The 19,050-nt window shown below is 66.7% G+C and carries 15 protein-coding genes and 1 pseudogene; 12 read left to right on the top strand and 4 right to left on the bottom strand.

The genetic code is table 11. The annotated features are described in order from the left end of the window. Nucleotides 1-70 precede the first annotated feature (70 nt). Nucleotides 71-193: pseudogene (locus tag SAOR_RS17075) on the bottom strand (IS1595 family transposase); the annotation flags it as partial. Nucleotides 194-750: 557 nt separating this feature from the next. On the opposite strand from SAOR_RS17075, the gene SAOR_RS07000 reads away from it, so the two are divergent. Continuing rightward, entirely contained in the window at nucleotides 751-1,218 is a 468-nt protein-coding gene (locus SAOR_RS07000; protein WP_123630796.1) for a (2Fe-2S)-binding protein, read from the top strand. Next, nucleotides 1,215-3,437, top strand: a complete 2,223-nt coding sequence (locus SAOR_RS06995) for a xanthine dehydrogenase family protein molybdopterin-binding subunit (RefSeq protein WP_123630795.1) — start codon at nucleotides 1,215-1,217, stop codon at nucleotides 3,435-3,437. The genes SAOR_RS07000 and SAOR_RS06995 overlap by 4 nt, the downstream gene beginning before the upstream one ends. A 627-nt stretch (nucleotides 3,438-4,064) precedes the next feature. Here SAOR_RS06995 and SAOR_RS06990 read toward each other — a convergent pair. Continuing rightward, a complete protein-coding gene (locus SAOR_RS06990; RefSeq protein WP_123630794.1) occupies nucleotides 4,065-4,700 on the bottom strand; it encodes a hypothetical protein in 636 nt (211 codons plus the stop codon). 341 nt (nucleotides 4,701-5,041) lie between these two features. Here SAOR_RS06990 and SAOR_RS06985 point away from each other — a divergent pair, with 341 nt between their 5' ends. After that, nucleotides 5,042-5,476, top strand: a complete 435-nt coding sequence (locus SAOR_RS06985) for a hypothetical protein (protein ID WP_123630793.1) — start codon at nucleotides 5,042-5,044, stop codon at nucleotides 5,474-5,476. A gap of 206 nt (nucleotides 5,477-5,682) precedes the next feature. On the opposite strand, the gene ilvB is transcribed toward SAOR_RS06985, so the two are convergent. Next, nucleotides 5,683-7,527 carry a biosynthetic-type acetolactate synthase large subunit gene (gene ilvB / locus SAOR_RS06980; protein ID WP_123630792.1) on the bottom strand — a complete coding sequence of 615 codons (1,845 nt, stop codon included), beginning with the start codon at nucleotides 7,525-7,527 and terminating at the stop codon, nucleotides 5,683-5,685. A gap of 150 nt (nucleotides 7,528-7,677) precedes the next feature. Between ilvB and ilvN the strand changes: the two genes are divergently transcribed. From ilvN to SAOR_RS06945, 7 genes are all read left to right on the top strand, one after another. Continuing rightward, nucleotides 7,678-8,205 (top strand): acetolactate synthase small subunit, encoded by a 528-nt coding sequence (gene ilvN / locus SAOR_RS06975; protein ID WP_123630791.1) that lies wholly within the window; start codon nucleotides 7,678-7,680, stop codon nucleotides 8,203-8,205. Between the two features lie 66 nt (nucleotides 8,206-8,271). Then, nucleotides 8,272-9,288 (top strand): ketol-acid reductoisomerase, encoded by a 1,017-nt coding sequence (ilvC, locus tag SAOR_RS06970; protein ID WP_123589650.1) that lies wholly within the window; start codon nucleotides 8,272-8,274, stop codon nucleotides 9,286-9,288. 56 nt (nucleotides 9,289-9,344) lie between these two features. Further along, entirely contained in the window at nucleotides 9,345-10,016 is a 672-nt protein-coding gene (locus SAOR_RS06965; RefSeq protein WP_123589649.1) for a phosphatidylserine decarboxylase, read from the top strand. A 44-nt stretch (nucleotides 10,017-10,060) separates the two neighbouring features. Then, nucleotides 10,061-10,834, top strand: a complete 774-nt coding sequence (locus SAOR_RS06960; protein ID WP_123630790.1) for a CDP-alcohol phosphatidyltransferase family protein — start codon at nucleotides 10,061-10,063, stop codon at nucleotides 10,832-10,834. A gap of 287 nt (nucleotides 10,835-11,121) precedes the next feature. Beyond that, the gene (locus tag SAOR_RS06955) at nucleotides 11,122-11,922 is read left to right on the top strand and encodes a uracil-DNA glycosylase (RefSeq protein ID WP_123589647.1); all 801 of its coding nucleotides are present in this window, start codon (nucleotides 11,122-11,124) and stop codon (nucleotides 11,920-11,922) included. Continuing rightward, a complete protein-coding gene (gene rimI / locus SAOR_RS06950; protein WP_123589646.1) occupies nucleotides 11,919-12,395 on the top strand; it encodes a ribosomal protein S18-alanine N-acetyltransferase in 477 nt (158 codons plus the stop codon). Before SAOR_RS06955 ends, rimI begins: the two co-directional genes overlap by 4 nt. Further along, entirely contained in the window at nucleotides 12,392-13,657 is a 1,266-nt protein-coding gene (locus SAOR_RS06945) for an MFS transporter (RefSeq protein ID WP_123630789.1), read from the top strand. The genes rimI and SAOR_RS06945 overlap by 4 nt, the downstream gene beginning before the upstream one ends. 129 nt (nucleotides 13,658-13,786) lie before the next feature. Here SAOR_RS06945 and SAOR_RS06940 read toward each other — a convergent pair whose 3' ends face one another. Continuing rightward, on the bottom strand, nucleotides 13,787-14,401 hold the full coding sequence (locus tag SAOR_RS06940) for a TetR/AcrR family transcriptional regulator (RefSeq protein WP_123630788.1): 615 nt from the start codon (nucleotides 14,399-14,401) through the stop codon (nucleotides 13,787-13,789). Between the two features lie 217 nt (nucleotides 14,402-14,618). Here SAOR_RS06940 and SAOR_RS06935 point away from each other — a divergent pair, with 217 nt between their 5' ends. Both SAOR_RS06935 and SAOR_RS06930 read left to right on the top strand, forming a co-directional pair. After that, complete coding sequence (locus tag SAOR_RS06935) at nucleotides 14,619-15,917, top strand: efflux RND transporter periplasmic adaptor subunit (protein ID WP_123630787.1); 1,299 nt, start codon at nucleotides 14,619-14,621, stop codon at nucleotides 15,915-15,917. Beyond that, a partial coding sequence (locus SAOR_RS06930; RefSeq protein ID WP_123630786.1) for an efflux RND transporter permease subunit occupies nucleotides 15,914-19,050 on the top strand: 3,137 nt, incomplete at its 3' end. The genes SAOR_RS06935 and SAOR_RS06930, both read left to right, overlap by 4 nt.

Genomic DNA, 19,050 nt, shown 5'->3' with positions numbered 1-19,050 from the left:
TTCGGCATAGAGGCGCACATGCTCGCCGGCCGTGCAGTGCCGGGGCGGATACACGCTGAGCGTATTGGTCACGCAGCCGGGCGAGCAGCTTGCCGGTCAACGCATTCAAGGTGTGGCGATAGGCGCGGCATTTATAATACTGTAGGCCACTGGCATGGCCGAGCCGCAACGGAGAACCCGCTGCACAGTGTGGTGGGGCAGCGCGAGATGCTTGGCACGTCCAGTTCACGAGCCACGGTCGTCGCCGGATCTGATCCGCCACGCATCATAGTAGACGCCGTTTCTGCACTGCGTTTAGCGCCGGAAACTGGCCGGCCGTTCGAGCATTTTGATAGTTTCGTCGGGGAAGCCATAAGACGGCGCATGCCATAGCGACGGCGCCCTTGTAGTATTTTTCAGTTTAGCGAATGGGCACGCGATGACCCGGTCGTGTTTTAATCCATTCGGGTCTAATTCCCCGTAGCTTGCTGCGATATGATCGACCAATGCGTAGCGAGTGCCAAGGCAATACCCCGCAGCTTGCCGCGGGGTTCTTTATTGGATGCGCGATCGCGTTCTGGCCGAGAGTGCCGGCACGGTGCCTCGTATCGGCCGGCGTTTCGCCGAGCGGGATGCGAGCATTCGCGTGGCGATGAGCGGTACGTGCGAGGATGCTCTGACAATGGACCGCCAACCCACGCGCGACCGCTCGTGCATGTCCGCGGGACAGCGGCCCGGACCACATGACCGCGCGATGCCCCGGAGACTTCGATGGCCCAGTTCACGCTTCGCGTCAATGACGAGACCCGCGAGGTCGACGTGGCGCCCGAAACGCCGTTGCTGTACGTGCTGCGCAACGAGCTCGGGCTCACCGCGACCCGTTACGGCTGTGGCAAGGCGCAGTGCGGCGCCTGCATGGTCGTGATGGACGGCGAGGCCACGCCGTCGTGCGTGGTGCCGGTCGTGGCCGCGGCCGAGCAGCCGGTTCTGACGCTCGAGGGGCTGGCCGACGGCGATCGGCTCGATCCGTTGCAGCAGGCGTTCATCGACGGACAGGCGGTGCAGTGCGGTTTCTGCATCACCGGCATGATCATGTCGGCCCACGCGCTGCTCGAGCGTACCCCGCGGCCCTCGCGGGCCGAGATCAAACAGGCGCTTGCCTCCAATCTCTGCGGCTGCGGGACGCACCGGCGCATCGTGAGAGCGGTGGAGCGGGCCGCCGAGCGGCTGTCCGCATGAACACGCCGACGCTCTCACGCCGCCATTTTCTCCAGGGCGCGGGTGCGCTGCTGGTGGGCTTCAATTTTGCGGGCGGGCCGCTCGCGCTGGCGGCCCGCACCGTCGAACCGCGCGCCGCAATCGACAAGCCGCTGGGCACGGGTCAGGTGGATGCCTGGCTGGCGGTGACCGATGACGGCCGTGTCATCGTCTACAACGGCAAGGTCGAGCTTGGCACCGGGGTGGAAACCGCGCTGCGTCAGATCGTGGCCGACGCGCTGGCCGTGCACTTCGATACCACCGAGATCGTGCAGGGCGATACGGCGCTGACGCCGGATCAGGGATACACCGCCGGCAGCAAGACGATCCAGCAGGGCGGGGCGCGTCTGCGCGCGGCGGCGGCCACGGCGCGCGGCCTGTTGCTGGCCAAGGCCGCGGACCGCCTCGACGTGGCGTCGTCCCGGCTGGTCGCCGCCGACGGCGAGATCCGTGTCGACGGCGACAAGTCGCGCGTGCTGCGTTACGCCGACCTCATCGACGAGGCCGGCTTCGACGCGCCGGTCGATTCCGGCGCCGAGGCGCCCGCGGCGCGGCGTTTCGTCGGCCGATCCGTGCCGCGTGTGGATATTCCCGACAAGGTCGCCGGCCGTTTCGATTATCTGCAAGACCTGCGGCTTCCGGATATGTGGCACGCCCGGGTGGTGCGTCCGCCGACAACCGGTACGGTCCGCACGCCCGCCGTGGCGTCCATCGACCGCGATAGCGTCGGCAAGAACGTCGAGATCGTCCAGCGGGGCGCGTTCGTGGCGGTGGCCGCGGCCACGGAATGGGCGGCGATGCAGGCGGCGGACGATCTGTCGGTGCAGTGGGCGGATCTCAAGCCGATGCCCGACGCCGATACGCCCTTCGCCGCCTTTGACGCGGCGGCGGGTACGGGGCGGGTGAGCGCCGAAGCCGGTGACGTGGAGGCCGCGCTCGGCGACGGCGACGACGTCCTCTCGGCCGAGTACGACTGGCCGTTCCAGATTCATGATTCGATCGGGCCGTCCTGTGCGCTCGCGGATGTGCGCGAGGACAGCGCCACCATCTGGTCCGCCACCCAGGGCGTCTACCCGTTGCGCTCGGCGCTGGCGGACCTGTTGGATCGCGACGAGCGCGCCGTGCGGGTGATCTATGTCGAGGGCTCCGGCTGCTACGGCCACAATGGTGCGGACGACGTGGCCGCGGATGCGGCGCTGGTGTCGCAGGCCATCGGGCGCCCCGTGCGGCTGCAGTGGAGCCGGGCCGACGAACACGGCTGGGCGCCCAAGGGGCCGGCGATGCGCATGCGACTGCGCGCCCGGGTGCAGGACGGCCGCGTCGCGGCCTGGGCGTTCGAGAATCTCACGCCGTCGCATCTCACGCGGCCCGGCGGCGGGGCGGGCGCGCGCAATGTCCTGGCCGGCAATCTTGTCCACGGCACGCACGCGAGCGACCGCTATGTCGGCGGCGACCGCAACGCGCCGGTCGACTATCGGTTCGACGCCTATCGGGTGAGTACGCGCTGGGTGGATGTGGCCGACGCCCTGCTGCGCTGCTCCGCGCTGCGCACGCTCGGGGCGATTCAGAACAGCTTCGCCAACGAATCGTTCATCGACGAGCTGGCCGCTGCGGCCGAGCGTGACCCGGTGGCGTTTCGGCTGGACCATCTCGACGATCCGCGCGCCCGTGCCGTCATCGAGACCGTCGCCGATCGCGCCGGCTGGCAGGCGCGCGTATCGCCGCAGCGCCGTGAAGACAGCGCGCCGACGCCGCGGACCGGCCGCGGTATGGCCTTTGCGCGCTACGAGAACGAATTCGCCTACGTGGCTGCGGTTGCCGAAGTGGAGGTGAGCGACAGCGACGGCATCCGGGTGCGCCGGGTCGTGGTGGCCCACGACTGCGGCCTGATCGTGAACCCCGACGGGCTGGAGAACCAGATCGAGGGCAACGTGATGCAGGCGGTCGGTCGCACGCTGAAAGAGGCGGTGACGTGGGATCGGACCGGCGTGACCAGTCTCGACTGGGCCGCCTATCCGATCCTGACCTTTCCGGAGATGCCCGAGGTCGAGATCGCGCTCATCGACCGGCCGGACCAGCCCGCCACCGGTGCCGGCGAACCGGCGTCCGTGCCGATCCCGGCGGCGATCGCGAACGCGGTGTTCGACGCCACCGGTCAGCGTCTGCGCGCCGTGCCGCTCCGCTGGCACGGTTCGGCCTGACGCGAAAGCCCGGCCGCGGGTAGCCCCGAACCCGGTCGAGCCGAGCTGCGTCCACGTCCAGACGTCATACCATCGTGCCGATACGCGCCGTTGCGATAGCGGCAAGCCGCGGTCGACCGGCCCGGCGGCGGTCGTCTCGCATCACCCGCCGTCGCAATGAACCGGCCCGATGATCGATTCCGCGGTCCTCGGTGCCCAGGCTGCAGCGCGGCCGCGCCGCCCGGCGTTGGATAATGGACTGCGAACGGGACGGCGTGAGTCGGGTCGGCGGCGCGCCGGCTTCGCCGTTGGCCGACGGCCCGCTCGCTGGGACGGCCAGAGGCCGATGCGTGAGCGGATGTGTTCCACGTCCCGTATGGTATGGCGCGTGTTCATGCCCCGGGTCGATCCGGGGAACGCCGGTCGGGCCATCACTGATGAAGGGAGACGCTGTCGCACGCCATGAGCAATCTATCCAGAATCGCCGCCGTCGTGGGCGGACTCGAGCGTAAAGGGGGTCAGGCACGAACAGTGATGTGGGACGGATTCATGCCGCGCCATCGCGCTGTCTTAATGGCTATCCATGGACGCCTGTTTTGCTTGAGGCGGTGAAGCGCATTGGCGTTCTGTCCCGCAATGCCCCGAGTATTAGAACGTTCTACGTCGTACCAGGATCAAGCCGAACATACTGAGCGCTGCTAGAGCGAGGAGGCTCGACATATCGGGTGTGGATACCGGCACAGTCGATTCATCGAGGACCCAGTATCCGCTCCCGGCGGAACATTCTCGATTATGGCGGCCGGCGCAATACCCGTAAAAATAGTCACTGTTGAAATCGACGATGGACCATGATTGTCCCGCGCCAAAGGAAGTGAAATTCTCGCTTGCGTCGAAGACGTTTAGGTTGCCAATCAGGAATCCGTCGTCGCCGAAGAATAGGTTGGCGACCAGGGAAAGGCCGCTAGCCGCGAATCGATGGGTGTTCGGGTGAACATCCGCGCGCAGGTCTGCTCCAGTGGACTCGTGGCGGAATCGCATAGCGGCACTCAAAATCGGGCTGAGATCGCCAGTTGCAAAACTTGACTGCTCTCGTCCTGAGCCGAAATCAACTTGCACCGAACCGGCTAAAAAAGCAGCGTCAGTAACAACAAGTCGACCGCTGCTTGTAGACACATACTCACCCCCGGCTGCGGGCTGCCAGTTATATACGACACTGGCGTGAGCGCTTGTAGCGGTCAGTAGTGTGATCAGCCCTGCCGCCAAGGCGCGAGTTATCTGACGCATAGTCTTTTCGTTCGATTTTCCAGATTGATGTCTTGTACGAAAGCAATAATTATTCCATTTTAAAAAAGATAATAATTACAGATAGGTAAAGGGATTGTCGCAACCCATTTAGTCTTTATGCGTAATATGTTCCGACAGGTTGAAGATAGTCGTGGAAGCGCTCTGTACTCAGATAACGGCATATGTTGGCTCCGGGCGATCCCGGTCGCGAAGGCGTGGTCGCGAGCGGATAGGCGCCACGTTCGGTATGGTGCGCCGCATGCCCGAGGCTCCGTCTGTTTCGATCAGACCCGAGAACGCCGGCCGAGCCGCCACTGAACGAGGAGACGCTGTCGCACGCCATGAGCAATCTATCCAGAATCGCCGCCGTCGTGGGCGGGCTCGTGCTGCTCGGGATACTCGGGCTGGTCGGTTTCGTGGTGGCGCCGTATGTCTTCGGCGACACGACGGAAAAGGACGGTGTGCTCGACAAGGTGTCGGCCCAGCTCAACACGGGCCTGCCGACGCAGGTGGACGAGGGCACGCGGCTGGACGATACGTCGGTCGACGGTGACACGCTGCAGTACAACTATACGATTCTGCCGGCGTTCGCCGACCGTATCGACCGCGAGACCTTTCCCGCCGATCAGGAAGCCGCGATCCGGCGGACGATATGCGAAAAGGCGCGTCTGCGAGGGCTGATGAAGCGGGACTTCCGCGTGGCGTACCGGTATCGGCTCGACGACGGCACGACGCTGGGCGAGATCACGGTGGCGCGGGCCGACTGCGGCGGCTGAAGCCGGGCCACGCCCGCGTCGGCGTGTAACGGCTCGCGTTGCCGATCCCAGGCCGAGCCGATCCCGCGGGCACGTCGGCTGCGGCGGTTGGCCCGGGCGCGCCCGAGCCAGCGCCAACGATGTGCCGACCGCGGGCGTCCCGTAAAACGAAGCAGGCGGCGCCGAATGGCGCCGCCTGCCCGAGCCGCCGGCTTCGAGAATAAGCCCTAGAACATCTCCGAGGCGTCGATCTCGCGTTCGTCGCCGGAAGCACCGTGGCGATTGTTGATGTGATCGCCGGTGATCATTTCCTTGTAGCTCTTGCCGGGGCCGACCATCGGGTAGACGCCGGCGTCCGGGTCGACCATGACTTCGAGGAAGGCCGGGCCCTGGAAGTTCAGGAAGGCCTCGATCACCTGGGCCATGTCCGCCGGATTGCTCAGGCGTTCGGCGAACTCGAAGCCGTCGGCCTGGGCGGCCTTGACGAAGTCCTTCTTGTGCAGCGACTTGTCCGAGGCCGACAGCCGGCCCTTGAAGAACAGCTTCTGCCACTGCTTGACCATGCCGTCGCCGTTGTTGTTCAGCACGACGACCTTCACCGGCAGGTTGTAGGTGGTCACCGTCTCCAGCTCGCCGATGTTCATGCGGATGGAGGCGTCGCCGTCGATGTCGATGACCAGCTTGTCGCGCCGCGCGAACGCCGCGCCGATGGCCGCCGGCAGGCCGAAGCCCATGGTCCCCATCGAGCCGGAGGTCAGCCACAGCCGCGGTTCGCGGAAGTCGAAGTACTGGGCCGCCCACATCTGGTGCTGGCCGACGCCCGTGGCGATGACCGCGCGCCCCTCGGTGTGCCGGTTGATCTCCTCGATGACGGCGTAGGGCTGGATGAGCGCCGTGTCGCGGGCGTAGTTCATCGCGTAGTCGCGCTTGAGCTTCGTGACGTGCTCGTGCCACGTCGAGAAATCGCTCGAGAAGCCGTTCTCGCGGCCGTAGGCCAGCAGCCGCGAGAGGCTCGGCGAGAACAGGCCCACGTGATGCCAGTCCACGTTCTTGACCTTGTTGATCTCCGAGGCGTCGGCGTCGAAGTGGGCGATGGCCTTGGCGCTCGGCGCGAAGCGCTCGGGCACGCCGGCCACGCGGTCGTCGAAGCGCGCGCCCACCGCGATCAGGAAGTCGCAGTCCTCGACCGCATAGTTGGCGAAGGCGGTGCCGTGCATGCCGAGCATGTGCATCGACAGGGCGTCGGTGGTGTCGAAGGCGCCGATGCCCATCAGCGTGGTCGTCACCGGGATGCCGAAGGCCTGGGCTAGCGCCCGCAGCTCGTCGGCGGAGTCGGAGTTGATCACGCCGCCGCCGGCGTAGATGAGCGGGCGCTCGGACTCGGCCAGCAGGCGGAAGAACGCCGCGCACTTGTCGTCGCTGAGCGGGCTGGCGCGCAGGTCGCGCATGCGCTGGCGATAGCCGGGCACGGGTAGCAGGCCCTGGCCGGAAAAGCGCTGCTCGATGTTCTGGACGTCCTTGGGCACGTCGATGACCACCGGGCCGGGCCGGCCGGAGCGGGCGATCTCGAACGCCGTGCGCACCGTGGCCTCCAGCTTCTCCGGATCCGTGACCATGAACACGTGCTTGGCCGCGCTGCTCATGATGTTGGACACCGGCGCCTCTTGAAAGGCGTCCGTGCCCACGGCGGCGCGCGCCACCTGGCCGCAGATCAGCACGATCGGCACCGAATCGGCCATGCAGTCGCGAATGGGCGTGACGCAGTTGGTCGCGCCCGGCCCGGAGGTGACCATGGCCACGCCCACCTTGCCGGAGGCGCGCGCGTAGCCGGCGGCCATGAAGCCCGCGCCCTGCTCGTTGGCGGGCACGATCAGCGGCATCTGGCCGGGGTTGTCCTCGTTGTAGCGGAAGATGGCGTCGTAGGTCGGCAGGATGGCGCCGCCGGAATAGCCGAAGATGGTGTCCACGCCCTCGTCGGCCAGCACCTGTACGATCGTGTCCGCACCCGAGAGGACGGTCCCGCTGAGCGGGTGGGGATCGGTGGCGTGGACAGCGTGCTGGGCGTGGCTCATGGGTTCACCCTGAAACAGCGTGGAAAACCGCGAATTGTAGCGCAGTTCGCGGGCGTGTCGGTCATCCGGTTCGCAGTGTGGTTGATTCACCCCGATATTGGGCGTATTTTGCGCGCTTTGCACGCGCACGCGGCGACCGCGGGACCAGCCATGCGACACGTCATTTCCGTTCTGATGGCCAACGAGGCCGGGGCACTCGTTCGCGTGGCGGGCATGTTCTCGCAGCGTGGCTTCAACATCGAGACCCTCAACGTGGGGCCGACCGAGGACGCCACCGTGTCGCGCCTGACGCTGGTCACCCACGGCACCGAGGACGTCGTCGAGCAGATCAATCGCCAGCTGCTCAAGCTGGTGGACGTGATCGACGTGCTCGACATGACCGGCGACGCCCATCTGGAACGCGAGCTGGCGCTGATCAAGGTGCGCCCGCGCGAGGACGATGCCGCGATCGACGCGCTCGCCGAGCCCTACGACGTGGTCGAGCTCGGCGGCGACGCCGGCCAGCGCACGCTGCAGTTCGTGGGCTCGGGCGAATCGCTCAACACCTTCGTCGCCGCGCTCGAGGACGCCGGCGCGCTGGTGGAGCTGGCGCGCAGCGGTGCGGTCACCATGACCCCGGGCGACGCCGGCCTGCATTATGAACATGGCGCTTCGGGCAGCGACGACGCCACCTTTTAATCGACCAATCGCCGCGGCGTCCGAGGCCGTGGATGCCATACGCAAAGCAGGAGTACGACCTTGAGCATGAACGTTTATTACGACAAGGACGGTGACCTGTCCCTGATTCAGGGCAAGCAGGTGGCCATCATCGGTTATGGCTCGCAGGGCCATGCCCATGCCAACAACCTCAAGGATTCGGGCGTCGATGTCGTGGTCGGCCTGCGCGAGGGTTCTTCGTCGGCCAAGAAGGCCGAGAACGCCGGCCTGAAGGTCGCCAGCATCGCCGATGCGACGGCCAGCGCCGACGTGGTCATGATCCTGACCCCGGACGAGCATCAGGTCACGCTCTACAACGAGGTGATCGAGCCCAACATCAAGCAGGGCGCGACCATCGGTTTCGCGCACGGCTTCAACGTGCACTTCGAGCTGATCGAGCCGCGCGCCGATCTGGACGTGATCATGGTCGCGCCCAAGGGCCCCGGCCATCTCGTGCGCACCACCTACGAGAAGGGTGGCGGCGTGCCGAGCCTGATCGCCGTCTACAAGGACGTCTCCGGTCAGGCCAAGGACGTGGCCCTGGCCTACGCCGTGGCCAACGGCGGCGGCCGGGCTGGCGTGATCGAGACCACCTTCCAGGCCGAGACCGAGACCGACCTGTTCGGCGAGCAGTCCGTGCTCTGCGGCGGCACCATCGCGCTCATCCAAGCCGGCTTCGAGACGCTGGTCGAGGCCGGCTACGAGCCGGAGATGGCGTATTTCGAGTGCCTGCACGAGGTCAAGCTCATCGTGGACCTGATCTACGAGGGCGGCATCGCCAACATGCGTTACTCGATCTCGAACACCGCCGAGTACGGCGACATCTCCCGCGGTCCGCGTCTGATCACGGATGAAACCAAGGCCGAGATGCGTCGTATTCTGGAAGAGATCCAGTCGGGATCGTTCGCGCGCGAGTTCATCGCCGAGCACCAGGCCGGCAGCCCCATGCTCAAGGCCGGGCGGCGCCGGGCCGCGGATTCGGAGATCGAGCGCGTGGGCGAGAAGCTGCGCGGCATGATGCCGTGGATCGCCAGCGACAAGATCGTCGATAAATCGCGCAACTGATCCGATCGGCCGGATCGCCATTTCGAGACTCGATCGCCCTCGGGCGGGACGGGGTTATGCGGCGCAAGACGCTGTTTCATATTGTGCCGGAAGGGTGGGCCGTGCTCACCGGACTGGCCGTGGCCTGCGCGCTCGTCAACGCGCTGTTCGGCGTTTGGGCGGCGCTGCCGCTGGCAGCGGCGGTGCTGTTCAGCATCCTGTACTTCCGGGATGCCCCGCGTAACGTGCCGGCCGAACCGCTGGCCGTGATCGCGCCGGTGGACGGAACCGTCGTCCACCGGCGCGAGGGCTACGACCCGTTTCTGGACCGCGAGGCGGTCAAGCTGTCGCTTCGGGTCGACGTCTTTGGGGCCTACTTCATGCGTTCGCCCGTTGAGGGCACCGTGCTGGAGGTCACCGGCGAGGCGGTCGACACGCTCGACGGCGTGGTCTCGCGCATCCGTACCGACGAGGGCGACGAGCTGGTGATCGTGATCCAGCACGGCTCGTTGTTCGGCACCCGCCCCTGCCGCAGCAACTACGGCGAGCGCGTGGGTCAGGGGCGCTGCTGCGGCATGCGCCGGCTGGCCCGCCGCGTGGACCTCTACCTGCCCGTGAATTCGCGTGTCGAGGTCGAACTGGGTGATCATGTGCGCGCAGGTGCCTGTGTGCTCGCCAAGCTGGTGCACAAGAAGGCGGCTCGCCCGACGGGCGCGGACGCGCCGCCGCCGGCCGCCCACCCGGCCTGATCATCCAGACCGGGCCCATCCCACGCCCGAGCAGGAGCCACGCGATGGCCGACGCCCCCGAAGAGACCGAGTCCGGCAGCCGACGCAAACGCGGCATCTATCTGCTGCCGAACCTGTTCACCACCGGCACGCTGTTCGCCGGCTTCTACGCCATCATCGCCGCGACCCAGGGGCGCTTCACGGTGGCGTCCATCGCCATCTTCGTGGCGATGCTCACCGACATGCTCGACGGCCGGGTGGCCCGGCTGACGCACACCGAAAGCGATTTCGGCATCCAGTACGACAGCCTCGGCGATCTGGTGGCCTTCGGGCTCGCCTCCGGACTGACCGCCTATCTCTACAGCCTGGACAGCCTGGCCTACTACAGCGACACCGCCGGCAAGCTCGGCTGGCTGGCCGCTTTCTTCTATATGGCAGCGGCCGCGCTGCGGCTGGCCCGGTTCAACATCACCCGCGGTGCGCCGGTCGAGAAGAAGACCTTCCTCGGCCTGCCGAGTCCGGCCGCCGCAGGGCTGCTCGTCGGCTTCGTGTGGGTGGGCGCGGACTTTGGCATCGACGGCAGCGCGCTGGTGCCGATCGTGTTCCTGCTGACCGTCGCCGCGGGCGTGCTGATGGTCTCGAACGTGCGCTATCAGAGCTTCAAGGATCTGAATTTCGGCGAACGTGTGCCGTTTCGCTACATCCTGATCATGCTCATCGTCTTCGTGCTGATCATCCTCGACCCGCCGCGGGTGCTGTTCCTCGCGTTCTTCGTCTACGCGGCTTCCGGTCCGTTCATGGCCGTGCGCCGCTGGAAGCTCAAGCGCGGTCAGGGCTAGGGTGGACAGGCCGTGCGGCGCGCGGCCGGCGCTGCGGGCCCGTCTTTGCAAGGCACGCCGGTTACGCCGCGTGGCCAAAGCGCCGGCTGTCGAGTCGCCGGCGCAGCCGTGATCGTGCGCTCGCGCAGGCACGCCGCCCGCCTCGATGGCCCGGACAAGCCCGCCGCGCCACCGCGTGCGAACACCATACGGGTTGTCCACTCAGCGCCGGCACGCGGTGATGACGGCCGGTCGTTTGGCGGGCCCATGGCTGTCTTTTCCACTGCGAGCCGTTAGGCTATGACGTGATGGACTCAGATCATCGCAGCGCCTGTCTACGCGAACTCGGCCTGGTCGACTGGCGTGCGCGTGCCGACGGCCCGCTCGGCGGCGGAGCGCGCCAGCAGGCGCCGGCCGTGGACACGGCCGGCGAGAGCGAGCTGGCCCCGGACCAGGTCACCGCCGAAGCCGCGGAAGTGGCCGTCGACGTACAGACCGCACCCGCGCCACCGGCATCCGCCGCGCCGACGTCGCCCGCGTCGCCGTCCGGCATGGGCTGGGACGAGCTGGAGGCCTGGCTGACGACCCGCGATCATCGCGGCGCCCAGCGGCCCGTGTTCGGGGTCGGCGCGCGCGACGCGGACGTGCTCATCGTGGGCGAGGCGCCGGGAGCGCAGGAGGATGCCCAGGGCGTGCCGTTCGTCGGCCGCGCCGGCAAGCTGCTGGACCGCATGCTGTTCGCGATCGGCTGCTCACGCGAGACCAACGTCTACATCACCAACATCTGCAAGTTCCGCCCGCCCAACAACCGCGATCCGAACGCCGAGGAGGTCGCGGCGGACTGGCCGGTGCTGGAACGCCAGATCGAGCTGATGGACCCGACGCTGGTGGTCGCGGTCGGGCGCGTGGCCGCGCAGACGCTGCTGAATAGCGGCGACAGCCTCGGCAAGCTGCGTGGGCGCACCCACAAATACCCGCAGCGGGATCTGGACGTGCTCATCACCTATCATCCGGCCTTTCTGCTGCGCAGCCCGCAGATGAAGGCGCGCGCCTGGGCGGATCTCAAGCGGATCGCGGCCCGCATCGGCGCCGGTGGACGGACGGCGTGAGCGTCGAGCCGCAGCTGCTGATCGGCATCCGCGGCATGCGGGCGGGTGATGTGCCCGCGGTGCTCGCGATCGAGGAGGTGTCCTACGGCTACCCCTGGAACGAGCGCATCTTTCGCGACTGCCTGCGGGTGGGCTATCGCGGCTGGGTCGCGACCGACCTCGACGAGGCGGTGGTCGGCTACGCGCTGCTTTCCGTGGCGGTGGGCGAAGCCCACATCCTCAATCTCTGTGTGGCGCCGGATCTGCGCGGACAGCGCGTGGCCGAGCGTCTCGTCGAAGCCATGACGCGCCAGGCGCGCGCTGACAATGCCGAGGTGCTGATGCTCGAGGTCCGTCCCTCCAACAAGTCCGCCCGGCGTCTGTACAAGCGTCTCGGCTTCAAGCGCATCGCCACGCGGCCCGGCTACTACCCGGGCCCGGAGGGGCGCGAGGATGCGCTGCTGCTGTCGCGGCGACTCGTGGACCTGGCGTGAGCCGGGCGGCGACGGGTCGCGCCCAGCTCGGCTGGGCGCTCTACGACTGGGCGAACTCCGCCTTCGCGACCACGGTGGTGGCGGGCTTCTTCCCGATCTTCTTCAAGACCTACTGGAGCGCCGACCACGCGGCCGAGACGAGCACGCTGCAGCTCGGCGTGGGCAGCGCGCTGGCGAGCCTGATCGTGCTGTTCCTCGCCCCGCTGCTGGGCGCGATCGCCGATCGCAGCCGCCGCAAGAAACCCTGGCTTGCAGGCGTCACCGGGATCGCGGTGGCCGCCACCGCCGGCCTGTTCTTCGTCGGCGCGGGGCAATGGCTGGCCGCGCTCACGCTGTTCGTGATCGCCTCGACGGCTTTCTTTCTGGCCATGGTGTTCTACGACAGCCTGATCGTGGATGTGTGCGCGCCGGCGGACTACGATCGCGTGTCCGCGCTCGGCTACGGGCTCGGTTATCTTGGCGGCGGCCTGCTGCTGGCCGTGAACGTGGCGATGACGCTGTGGCCGGAGGTCTTTGCTTTGGCCGATCGCGCGGCGGCGGTGCGCTGGTCGTTTCTGAGCGTGGCGGTCTGGTGGGCGCTGTTCTCGTTGCCGGTCTTCCTGTTCGTCGACGAGAGCCGCGACGCGGATACTCCGAGCGCCACCCGCGCCATGCGCGAGGGACTCGCCGAACTGCGCCTGACCGCGCGCCGTATCTTCAGCGAAAAGCCGGTATTCACGTTTCTGATCGCCTACTGGCTGTATATCGACGGCGTGCACACGATCATCCGCATGGCGGTCGATTTCGGCCTCAACCTCGGCTTCGGCCAGACCAGCCTGATCACCGCCCTGCTGCTGGTGCAGTTCATCGGTTTTCCGGCCGCGATCGCCTTCGGCTGGCTGGCCTCGAAATGGGAGACCAAGAAGGCGATCTATCTCGGGCTGGCGGTCTATGCCGGCGTTACCGCCTGGGGCTATTTCCTGGCCTACGAGTGGCAGTTCTATGTCATGGCCGCGGTGATCGGGCTGGTGCAGGGCGGCGTGCAGTCGCTGTCGCGCTCCTACTTCGCGCGCCTGATCCCCGACGGGCGCGCCGGCGAGTATTTCGGCATCTACAACATGATGGGCAAGTTCGCCGCGGTGATCGGGCCGCTGCTGGTCGGCGCGACCGCGGCGCTGTCCGGCAGCGCGCGGCTGTCGATCCTGTCGGTGCTGGTGCTGTTCGTCGCTGGCGGCTGGCTGCTCACGCGGGTCGACGCGCGCGAAGCCCCGGGCGTCGCTTAGACAGCCTGGGTTCCGCCCGCGCCGTATCGCGCGACCGAACGCGTCGCGACGCTCGGGCGCGCCAATGCCTGAGGATATTGCCGGGTTGGTCCCCGCACACGAGCACGAGTCGGCAACGCTGTCCGTCCGTCAGTGCGCGGACCGGGCCTGCTCGGGCACGAATGCCTTGATCACGGCTTCGGCGGCGTTGACGACATTCTGGGCCGGGCCGCTGCGGTCGTAGAACGTCAACGGCGAGAGATAGGCGCCTTCCCAGAGCAGCATCAGGGTATCGCCCAGCGCGTCCGCGTTGGGCGCGCCCATTTCGCCGGCCAGGCGGCGAAAGCGCTGGCGCATCTCGGCCTTGTATTCCTCGATGATCGCCTTGGCCGGGTGCTGCGTTTCGGATAGCTCCACGGCGACGTTCGACAGCGGACAGCCTCGGGACGCCTGTGCGCAGGTTTCGACTCGATGCGCCTTGAACAGGGCTCGCGTCTGGGCCAGCGGGTCGCCCTTATAGCTTTCCAGCGTCGCCTCCCAGTGCGCGAGGCCTTCTTCGACCTCGTGGCGCACGTACGCGGCGACCAGGTCGTCCTTGGACGCGAAGGCGCGATAGAAGCTCATCTTGTTGGTGTCTGCCTCGGACACGATCGCGTCCACGCCGACGGCGCGCACGCCATGCCTGTAGAACAGCTCACAGGCGGCGGCGAAGATCCTGTCGCGTACACGCGGCTTTTTTTTCGCGGAAATAACTTCTTGGTTCACAGCGGCTTATCACTCTCGGTGCCTTTAGGCACAATATTTTTATTGAAATGTTACTGACCGGTAACTAACATCCTCCTCAGGACGTTACCGGTCGGTAACAGTTCCGTAAGAATCGGCTTGTTGCCGAACGCTGTCAAGCTGCCGAGTCGCTCCCGACAAGAGACGACCCGGCGCAACCGGTTTCGAGCGCGCTCGTGGCCGCTCCAGGGAGTTCTCAATGCGTGAATCAAGGCGCCGGTCGTCCCGGCTGATCGGCATCGCGGCGGTGATCGCCGTACTGGTCGGCGCGGTGGCCGCGTATGCGGTGTCCTCCCCGACGACCGCAAAGGCACAGGCACAGGCACAGGCGGCAACCCCGCCCCCGGCTGTGACGGTCGCGCCGGTGATCGTGAAATCGCTGCACGAATGGCAGGAATTCACCGGCCGCCTGCAGGCGGTGGAGTCCGTCGAGGTCCGTGCCCGTGTGAACGGCTATATCGATCGCGTCGCCTTTGCCGACGGCGCGATCGTGCACAAGGGCGATCTACTCTTTCAGATCGACCCGCGGCCGTATCAGGCCGAGGTCGATCGGCTTTCCGCGGAAAAGGCGCGTGCGGCATCGTCGCTCGCGCTGGCCCGCGCCGATTTCCAACGCGGCCGGGCATTGCAGCGTGCCAACGCGATCTCGACCCAGGCATACGATCAGTTCAGGGCGAGCGAGGCGGCGGCGAAAGGCGAGCTGGGCTCGGTCGAGGCGATGCTGCGTGCCGCGCGGCTGAATCTGGAATTCACCGAGGTGCGGGCGCCTATCGACGGGCGCGTGTCGCGCGCCAACATCACGGCCGGGAATCTGGTTGACGGCAGCGCGGTGCTGACCACCGTCGTCTCGCAGGACCCGGTCTATGCCTATTTCGACGTGGACGAGCAGGCGTTTCTTCGCTATGAGCAGCTCATCCAGCACGGCGGCGACGAAGACATCACCGGCGTGTTCATGGGGCTGGTGGACGAAACCGGCTACCCGCACGGGGGCAATCTCGATTTCGTCGACAATCAGGTGAACCCCGATACGGGCACCATCCGGGCCCGGGCCGCGTTCGCCAACGGCGACGGCCAGTACACGCCCGGGCTGTTCGCGCGGATGCGCCTGGTCGGCGGCGCGGCGGTCGAGACCGTGCTCATCGACGACCGCGCCATAGGCACCGATCTGGACAAGCGCTTCGTACTGCGGTTGACGGCCGACAACGCGGTCGAGTATCAGCGCGTGGAAATGGGGCCGTCCATCAGCGGCCTGCGCGTGGTGCGCTCGGGCCTGAAGCCGGGCGACGTCATCGTTGTCAACGGCCTGCAGCACGTCATGCCCGGCCAGACCGTCGCGCCCGAGCGGGTGTCGATGCTCGAGGACGGCGAAACGCTGGAGCAGCTGGCCCAGGTGGAAGCGGCGGCTCAACCACAGCCGCTGGCCGGCGCAGACGGTCTGCCCGCGCTTTATATCGATAACGCACGCGGTCTCGTGGCGCTGGCGGATCGCGCGAAATGAAACTGTCTCAATTCTTTATCGACCGCCCGATATTCGCGGGCGTATTGTCGACGCTCATTCTGCTGGTGGGCCTGCTGGCGTTGCCGCTGCTGCCGATCAGCGAATATCCGGAAGTCGTGCCGCCGACCGTGGTGGTCAAGGCCAGCTACCCGGGCGCCAATCCGAAAGTGATCGGCGATACCGTGGCCGGCCCGCTGGAACAGGCGATCAACGGCGTCGAGGGCATGCTGTATCAGTCCTCGCAGTCGACCGCCGACGGCGTGATGACGCTGACCATCACCTTCGCGCTGGGCACCGATCCGGATACCGCCCAGGTACTGGTACAGAACCGCGTGGCGCAGGCCGTGCCGGAGCTGCCGGAAGAAGTACAGCGTCTGGGCGTGACCACCAACAAGGCATCGCCCGATCTGACCATGGTGGTGCATCTGGTCTCGCCGAACGAGCGCTACGACCGGCTCTATCTGGCCAACTATGCGCTGGTGCGGGTCAAGGACGAGCTGGCGCGCCTGGACGGCGTCGGTGATGTTCAGGTGTTCGGCGCGGGCGAATACGCGATGCGGGTCTGGCTGAACCCGGACAAGCTGGCCAGCCGGAACATGGCGGCGGGCGATGTCGTGGCCGCGATTCGCGACCAGAACATCCAGGTCGCTGCCGGCCAGCTGGGCGCGCCGCCGACGCGCAGCAGCGCGGATTTCCAGCTGCTGATCAATACCAAGGGCCGGCTGTCCACCGCCGAAGAGTTCGAGAACATCGTCGTCAAGACCGGCGAATCGGGCCAGATCACCTACCTGAAGGATGTCGCGCGCGTACAGATCGGCGCGGACACCTATGCGCTGCGTGCGCTGCTGGACAACGCCCCGGCCGCCGCCATTCCGGTATTTCAGCGCCCCGGCAGCAACGCGCTGGAGATTTCCGAGCAGGTGCGCGCAAAGATGGCCGAGCTCAAGAAGAGCTTCCCGCAGGGTGTGGACTACCAGATCGTCTACGACCCGACCGTGTTCGTGCGCGAGTCGATCCGCGACGTGGTGCATACGCTGCTCGAGGCGATCGTGCTCGTCGTGCTGGTGGTGATTCTGTTCCTGCAGACCTGGCGCGCGTCGGTGATCCCGCTGATCGCCGTGCCGGTGTCGCTGGTCGGCACCTTTGCCGTGATGTATCTGTTCGGGTTCTCGTTGAACGCTTTGTCGCTGTTTGGCCTGGTGCTGGCGATTGGCATCGTGGTGGACGACGCGATCGTGGTCGTCGAGAACGTGCAGCGCAATATCGAGAACGGGCTCAAGCCGGTCGCGGCCACCCGCCAGGCCATGCGCGAAGTCACGGGGCCGATCGTCGCCACGTCGCTCGTGCTGTGCGCGGTGTTCGTGCCCACGGCCTTCATCAGCGGCCTGTCGGGCCAGTTCTACAAGCAGTTCGCGCTCACGATCGCGATCAGTACGGTCATCTCGGCGCTCAACTCGCTCACTCTCAGCCCGGCGCTCTCGGCGCTGCTGCTCCAGGAGAAGGGCGCGGCACCCGATCGGCTCACGCGCGTGATCAATGGCCTGTTCGGCTGGCTGTTCCGGCCGTTCAACCGCTTCTTCGCGGCGGCTTCGAACGGTTATGTCCGCAGCATCGGCCGGGTCTTTCGCGTGGGCGGTATCGCAGTGCTGCTCTACGTCGGCCTGATCGGGCTCACCGGGCTGGGTTTCACCCAGACGCCGACCGGCTTCGTGCCGCAGCAGGACAAGCAGTATCTGGTCGCCTTCGCACAGCTGCCGGATGCGGCCACGCTGGATCGCACCGAGGCGGTCATCCGCCGCATGGGCGATATCGTCGCCCAGCAGCCGGGCGCCGAGAGCGCGGTCCAGTTTCCGGGTCTGAATATCAACGGGTTCACCAACAGCCCGAATACCGGCATCGTGTTCGTGACCCTCGATCCCTTCGAGGAGCGGGGTAGCGCGGATCTGTCGGCGAACGCGATTGCAGGCGCGCTCAACCAGAAGTTCGCGGGCATACAGGAGGCCTTCGTGGCGGTGTTTCCGCCACCGCCGGTGAACGGGCTCGGCACGATCGGCGGTTTTCGTATGCAGATCCAGGATCGCGCCGATCTGGGCTCGGCGGCCCTGTACGCCGAAACCCAGAAGCTGATCGCGGCCGGCAACGCCGAGCCCGCGCTGGCCGGGCTGTTCACCGGCTTTCAACAGAACGTGCCCCAGATCGATGCCGACGTGAATCGCGACAAGGCGATCGCCCAGGGCGTGAACCTGCAGCAGCTGTTCGACACCATGCAGGTCTATCTCGGCTCGCTGTATGTCAATCAGTTCAATCGCTTCGGGCGCACCTATCAGGTCAACGTCCAGGCCGAGCCGGAGTTCCGTCTCGAACCCGACGACATCCTGCAGCTGAAGACGCGCAACGCCGACGGGGCGATGATTCCGCTGGGCGCGTTCGTCACCCTCAACGCGTCGTCCGGGCCGGACCGGATCATGCACTACAACGGCTATGCCACCGCCGAGATCAACGGCGGCCCGGCGCCGGGCTTCAGTACCGGCCAGGCCCAGGCGGCGATGGAGCGGGTGGCCCAACAAAGCCTGCCCAACGGCATGAGCTTCGAATGGACCGACCTGACCTATCAGCAGATCCTGGCCGGCGATACCGGCATGCTGATTTTTCCGCTGGTGGTGGTGCTGGTGTTTCTGGTGCTCGCCGCCCAGTACGAGAGTCTGGGCCTGCCCCTGGCGGTGATCCTGATCATGCCGATGGTGCTGTTCTCGGCACTGCTCGGCGTGCAGATCACGGGTGGCGATAACAATATCTTCACCCAGATCGGGCTGATCGTGCTCGTCGGGCTGGCGAGCAAGAACGCGATCCTGATCGTGGAGTTCGCCCGCGACCGCGAGGCTGAAGGCGCAGGCCCGTTGCGTGCGGTGCTCGACGCCGCGCGCCTGCGGCTGCGCCCGATTCTGATGACGTCGATGGCTTTCATCATGGGCGTCGTGCCGCTGGTGATCTCGACCGGCGCGGGTGCGGAGATGCGCCGTGCGATGGGCGTGGCCGTGTTCTCCGGGATGATCGGCGTGACGTTCTTCGGGCTGCTGCTGACCCCGCTGTTCTATCTGCTGGTACGCAAGGCCACGCGCTCGCTGGCAAAGCG

The sequence above is a fragment of the Salinisphaera orenii subsp. orenii MK-B5 genome, assembly GCF_003788635.1.
GTDB lineage: Bacteria > Pseudomonadota > Gammaproteobacteria > Nevskiales > Salinisphaeraceae > Salinisphaera > Salinisphaera orenii.
Note: the sequence above shows the minus strand (reverse complement) of the source record. Positions and strands in the feature narration are given on the sequence as shown.

Bases quoted from the DNA above. Each gene is read 5' to 3' on its own strand.
- SAOR_RS07000 (WP_123630796.1), top strand. From the start codon at position 751: ATGGCCCAGTTCACGCTTCGCGTCAATGACGAGACCCGCGAGGTCGAC.
- SAOR_RS06995 (WP_123630795.1), top strand. From the start codon at position 1,215: ATGAACACGCCGACGCTCTCACGCCGCCATTTTCTCCAGGGCGCGGGT.
- SAOR_RS06990 (WP_123630794.1), bottom strand. From the start codon at position 4,700: ATGCGTCAGATAACTCGCGCCTTGGCGGCAGGGCTGATCACACTACTG.
- SAOR_RS06985 (WP_123630793.1), top strand. From the start codon at position 5,042: ATGAGCAATCTATCCAGAATCGCCGCCGTCGTGGGCGGGCTCGTGCTG.
- ilvB (WP_123630792.1), bottom strand. From the start codon at position 7,527: ATGAGCCACGCCCAGCACGCTGTCCACGCCACCGATCCCCACCCGCTC.
- ilvN (WP_123630791.1), top strand. From the start codon at position 7,678: ATGCGACACGTCATTTCCGTTCTGATGGCCAACGAGGCCGGGGCACTC.
- ilvC (WP_123589650.1), top strand. From the start codon at position 8,272: ATGAACGTTTATTACGACAAGGACGGTGACCTGTCCCTGATTCAGGGC.
- SAOR_RS06965 (WP_123589649.1), top strand. From the start codon at position 9,345: ATGCGGCGCAAGACGCTGTTTCATATTGTGCCGGAAGGGTGGGCCGTG.
- SAOR_RS06960 (WP_123630790.1), top strand. From the start codon at position 10,061: ATGGCCGACGCCCCCGAAGAGACCGAGTCCGGCAGCCGACGCAAACGC.
- SAOR_RS06955 (WP_123589647.1), top strand. From the start codon at position 11,122: ATGGACTCAGATCATCGCAGCGCCTGTCTACGCGAACTCGGCCTGGTC.
- SAOR_RS06935 (WP_123630787.1), top strand. From the start codon at position 14,619: ATGCGTGAATCAAGGCGCCGGTCGTCCCGGCTGATCGGCATCGCGGCG.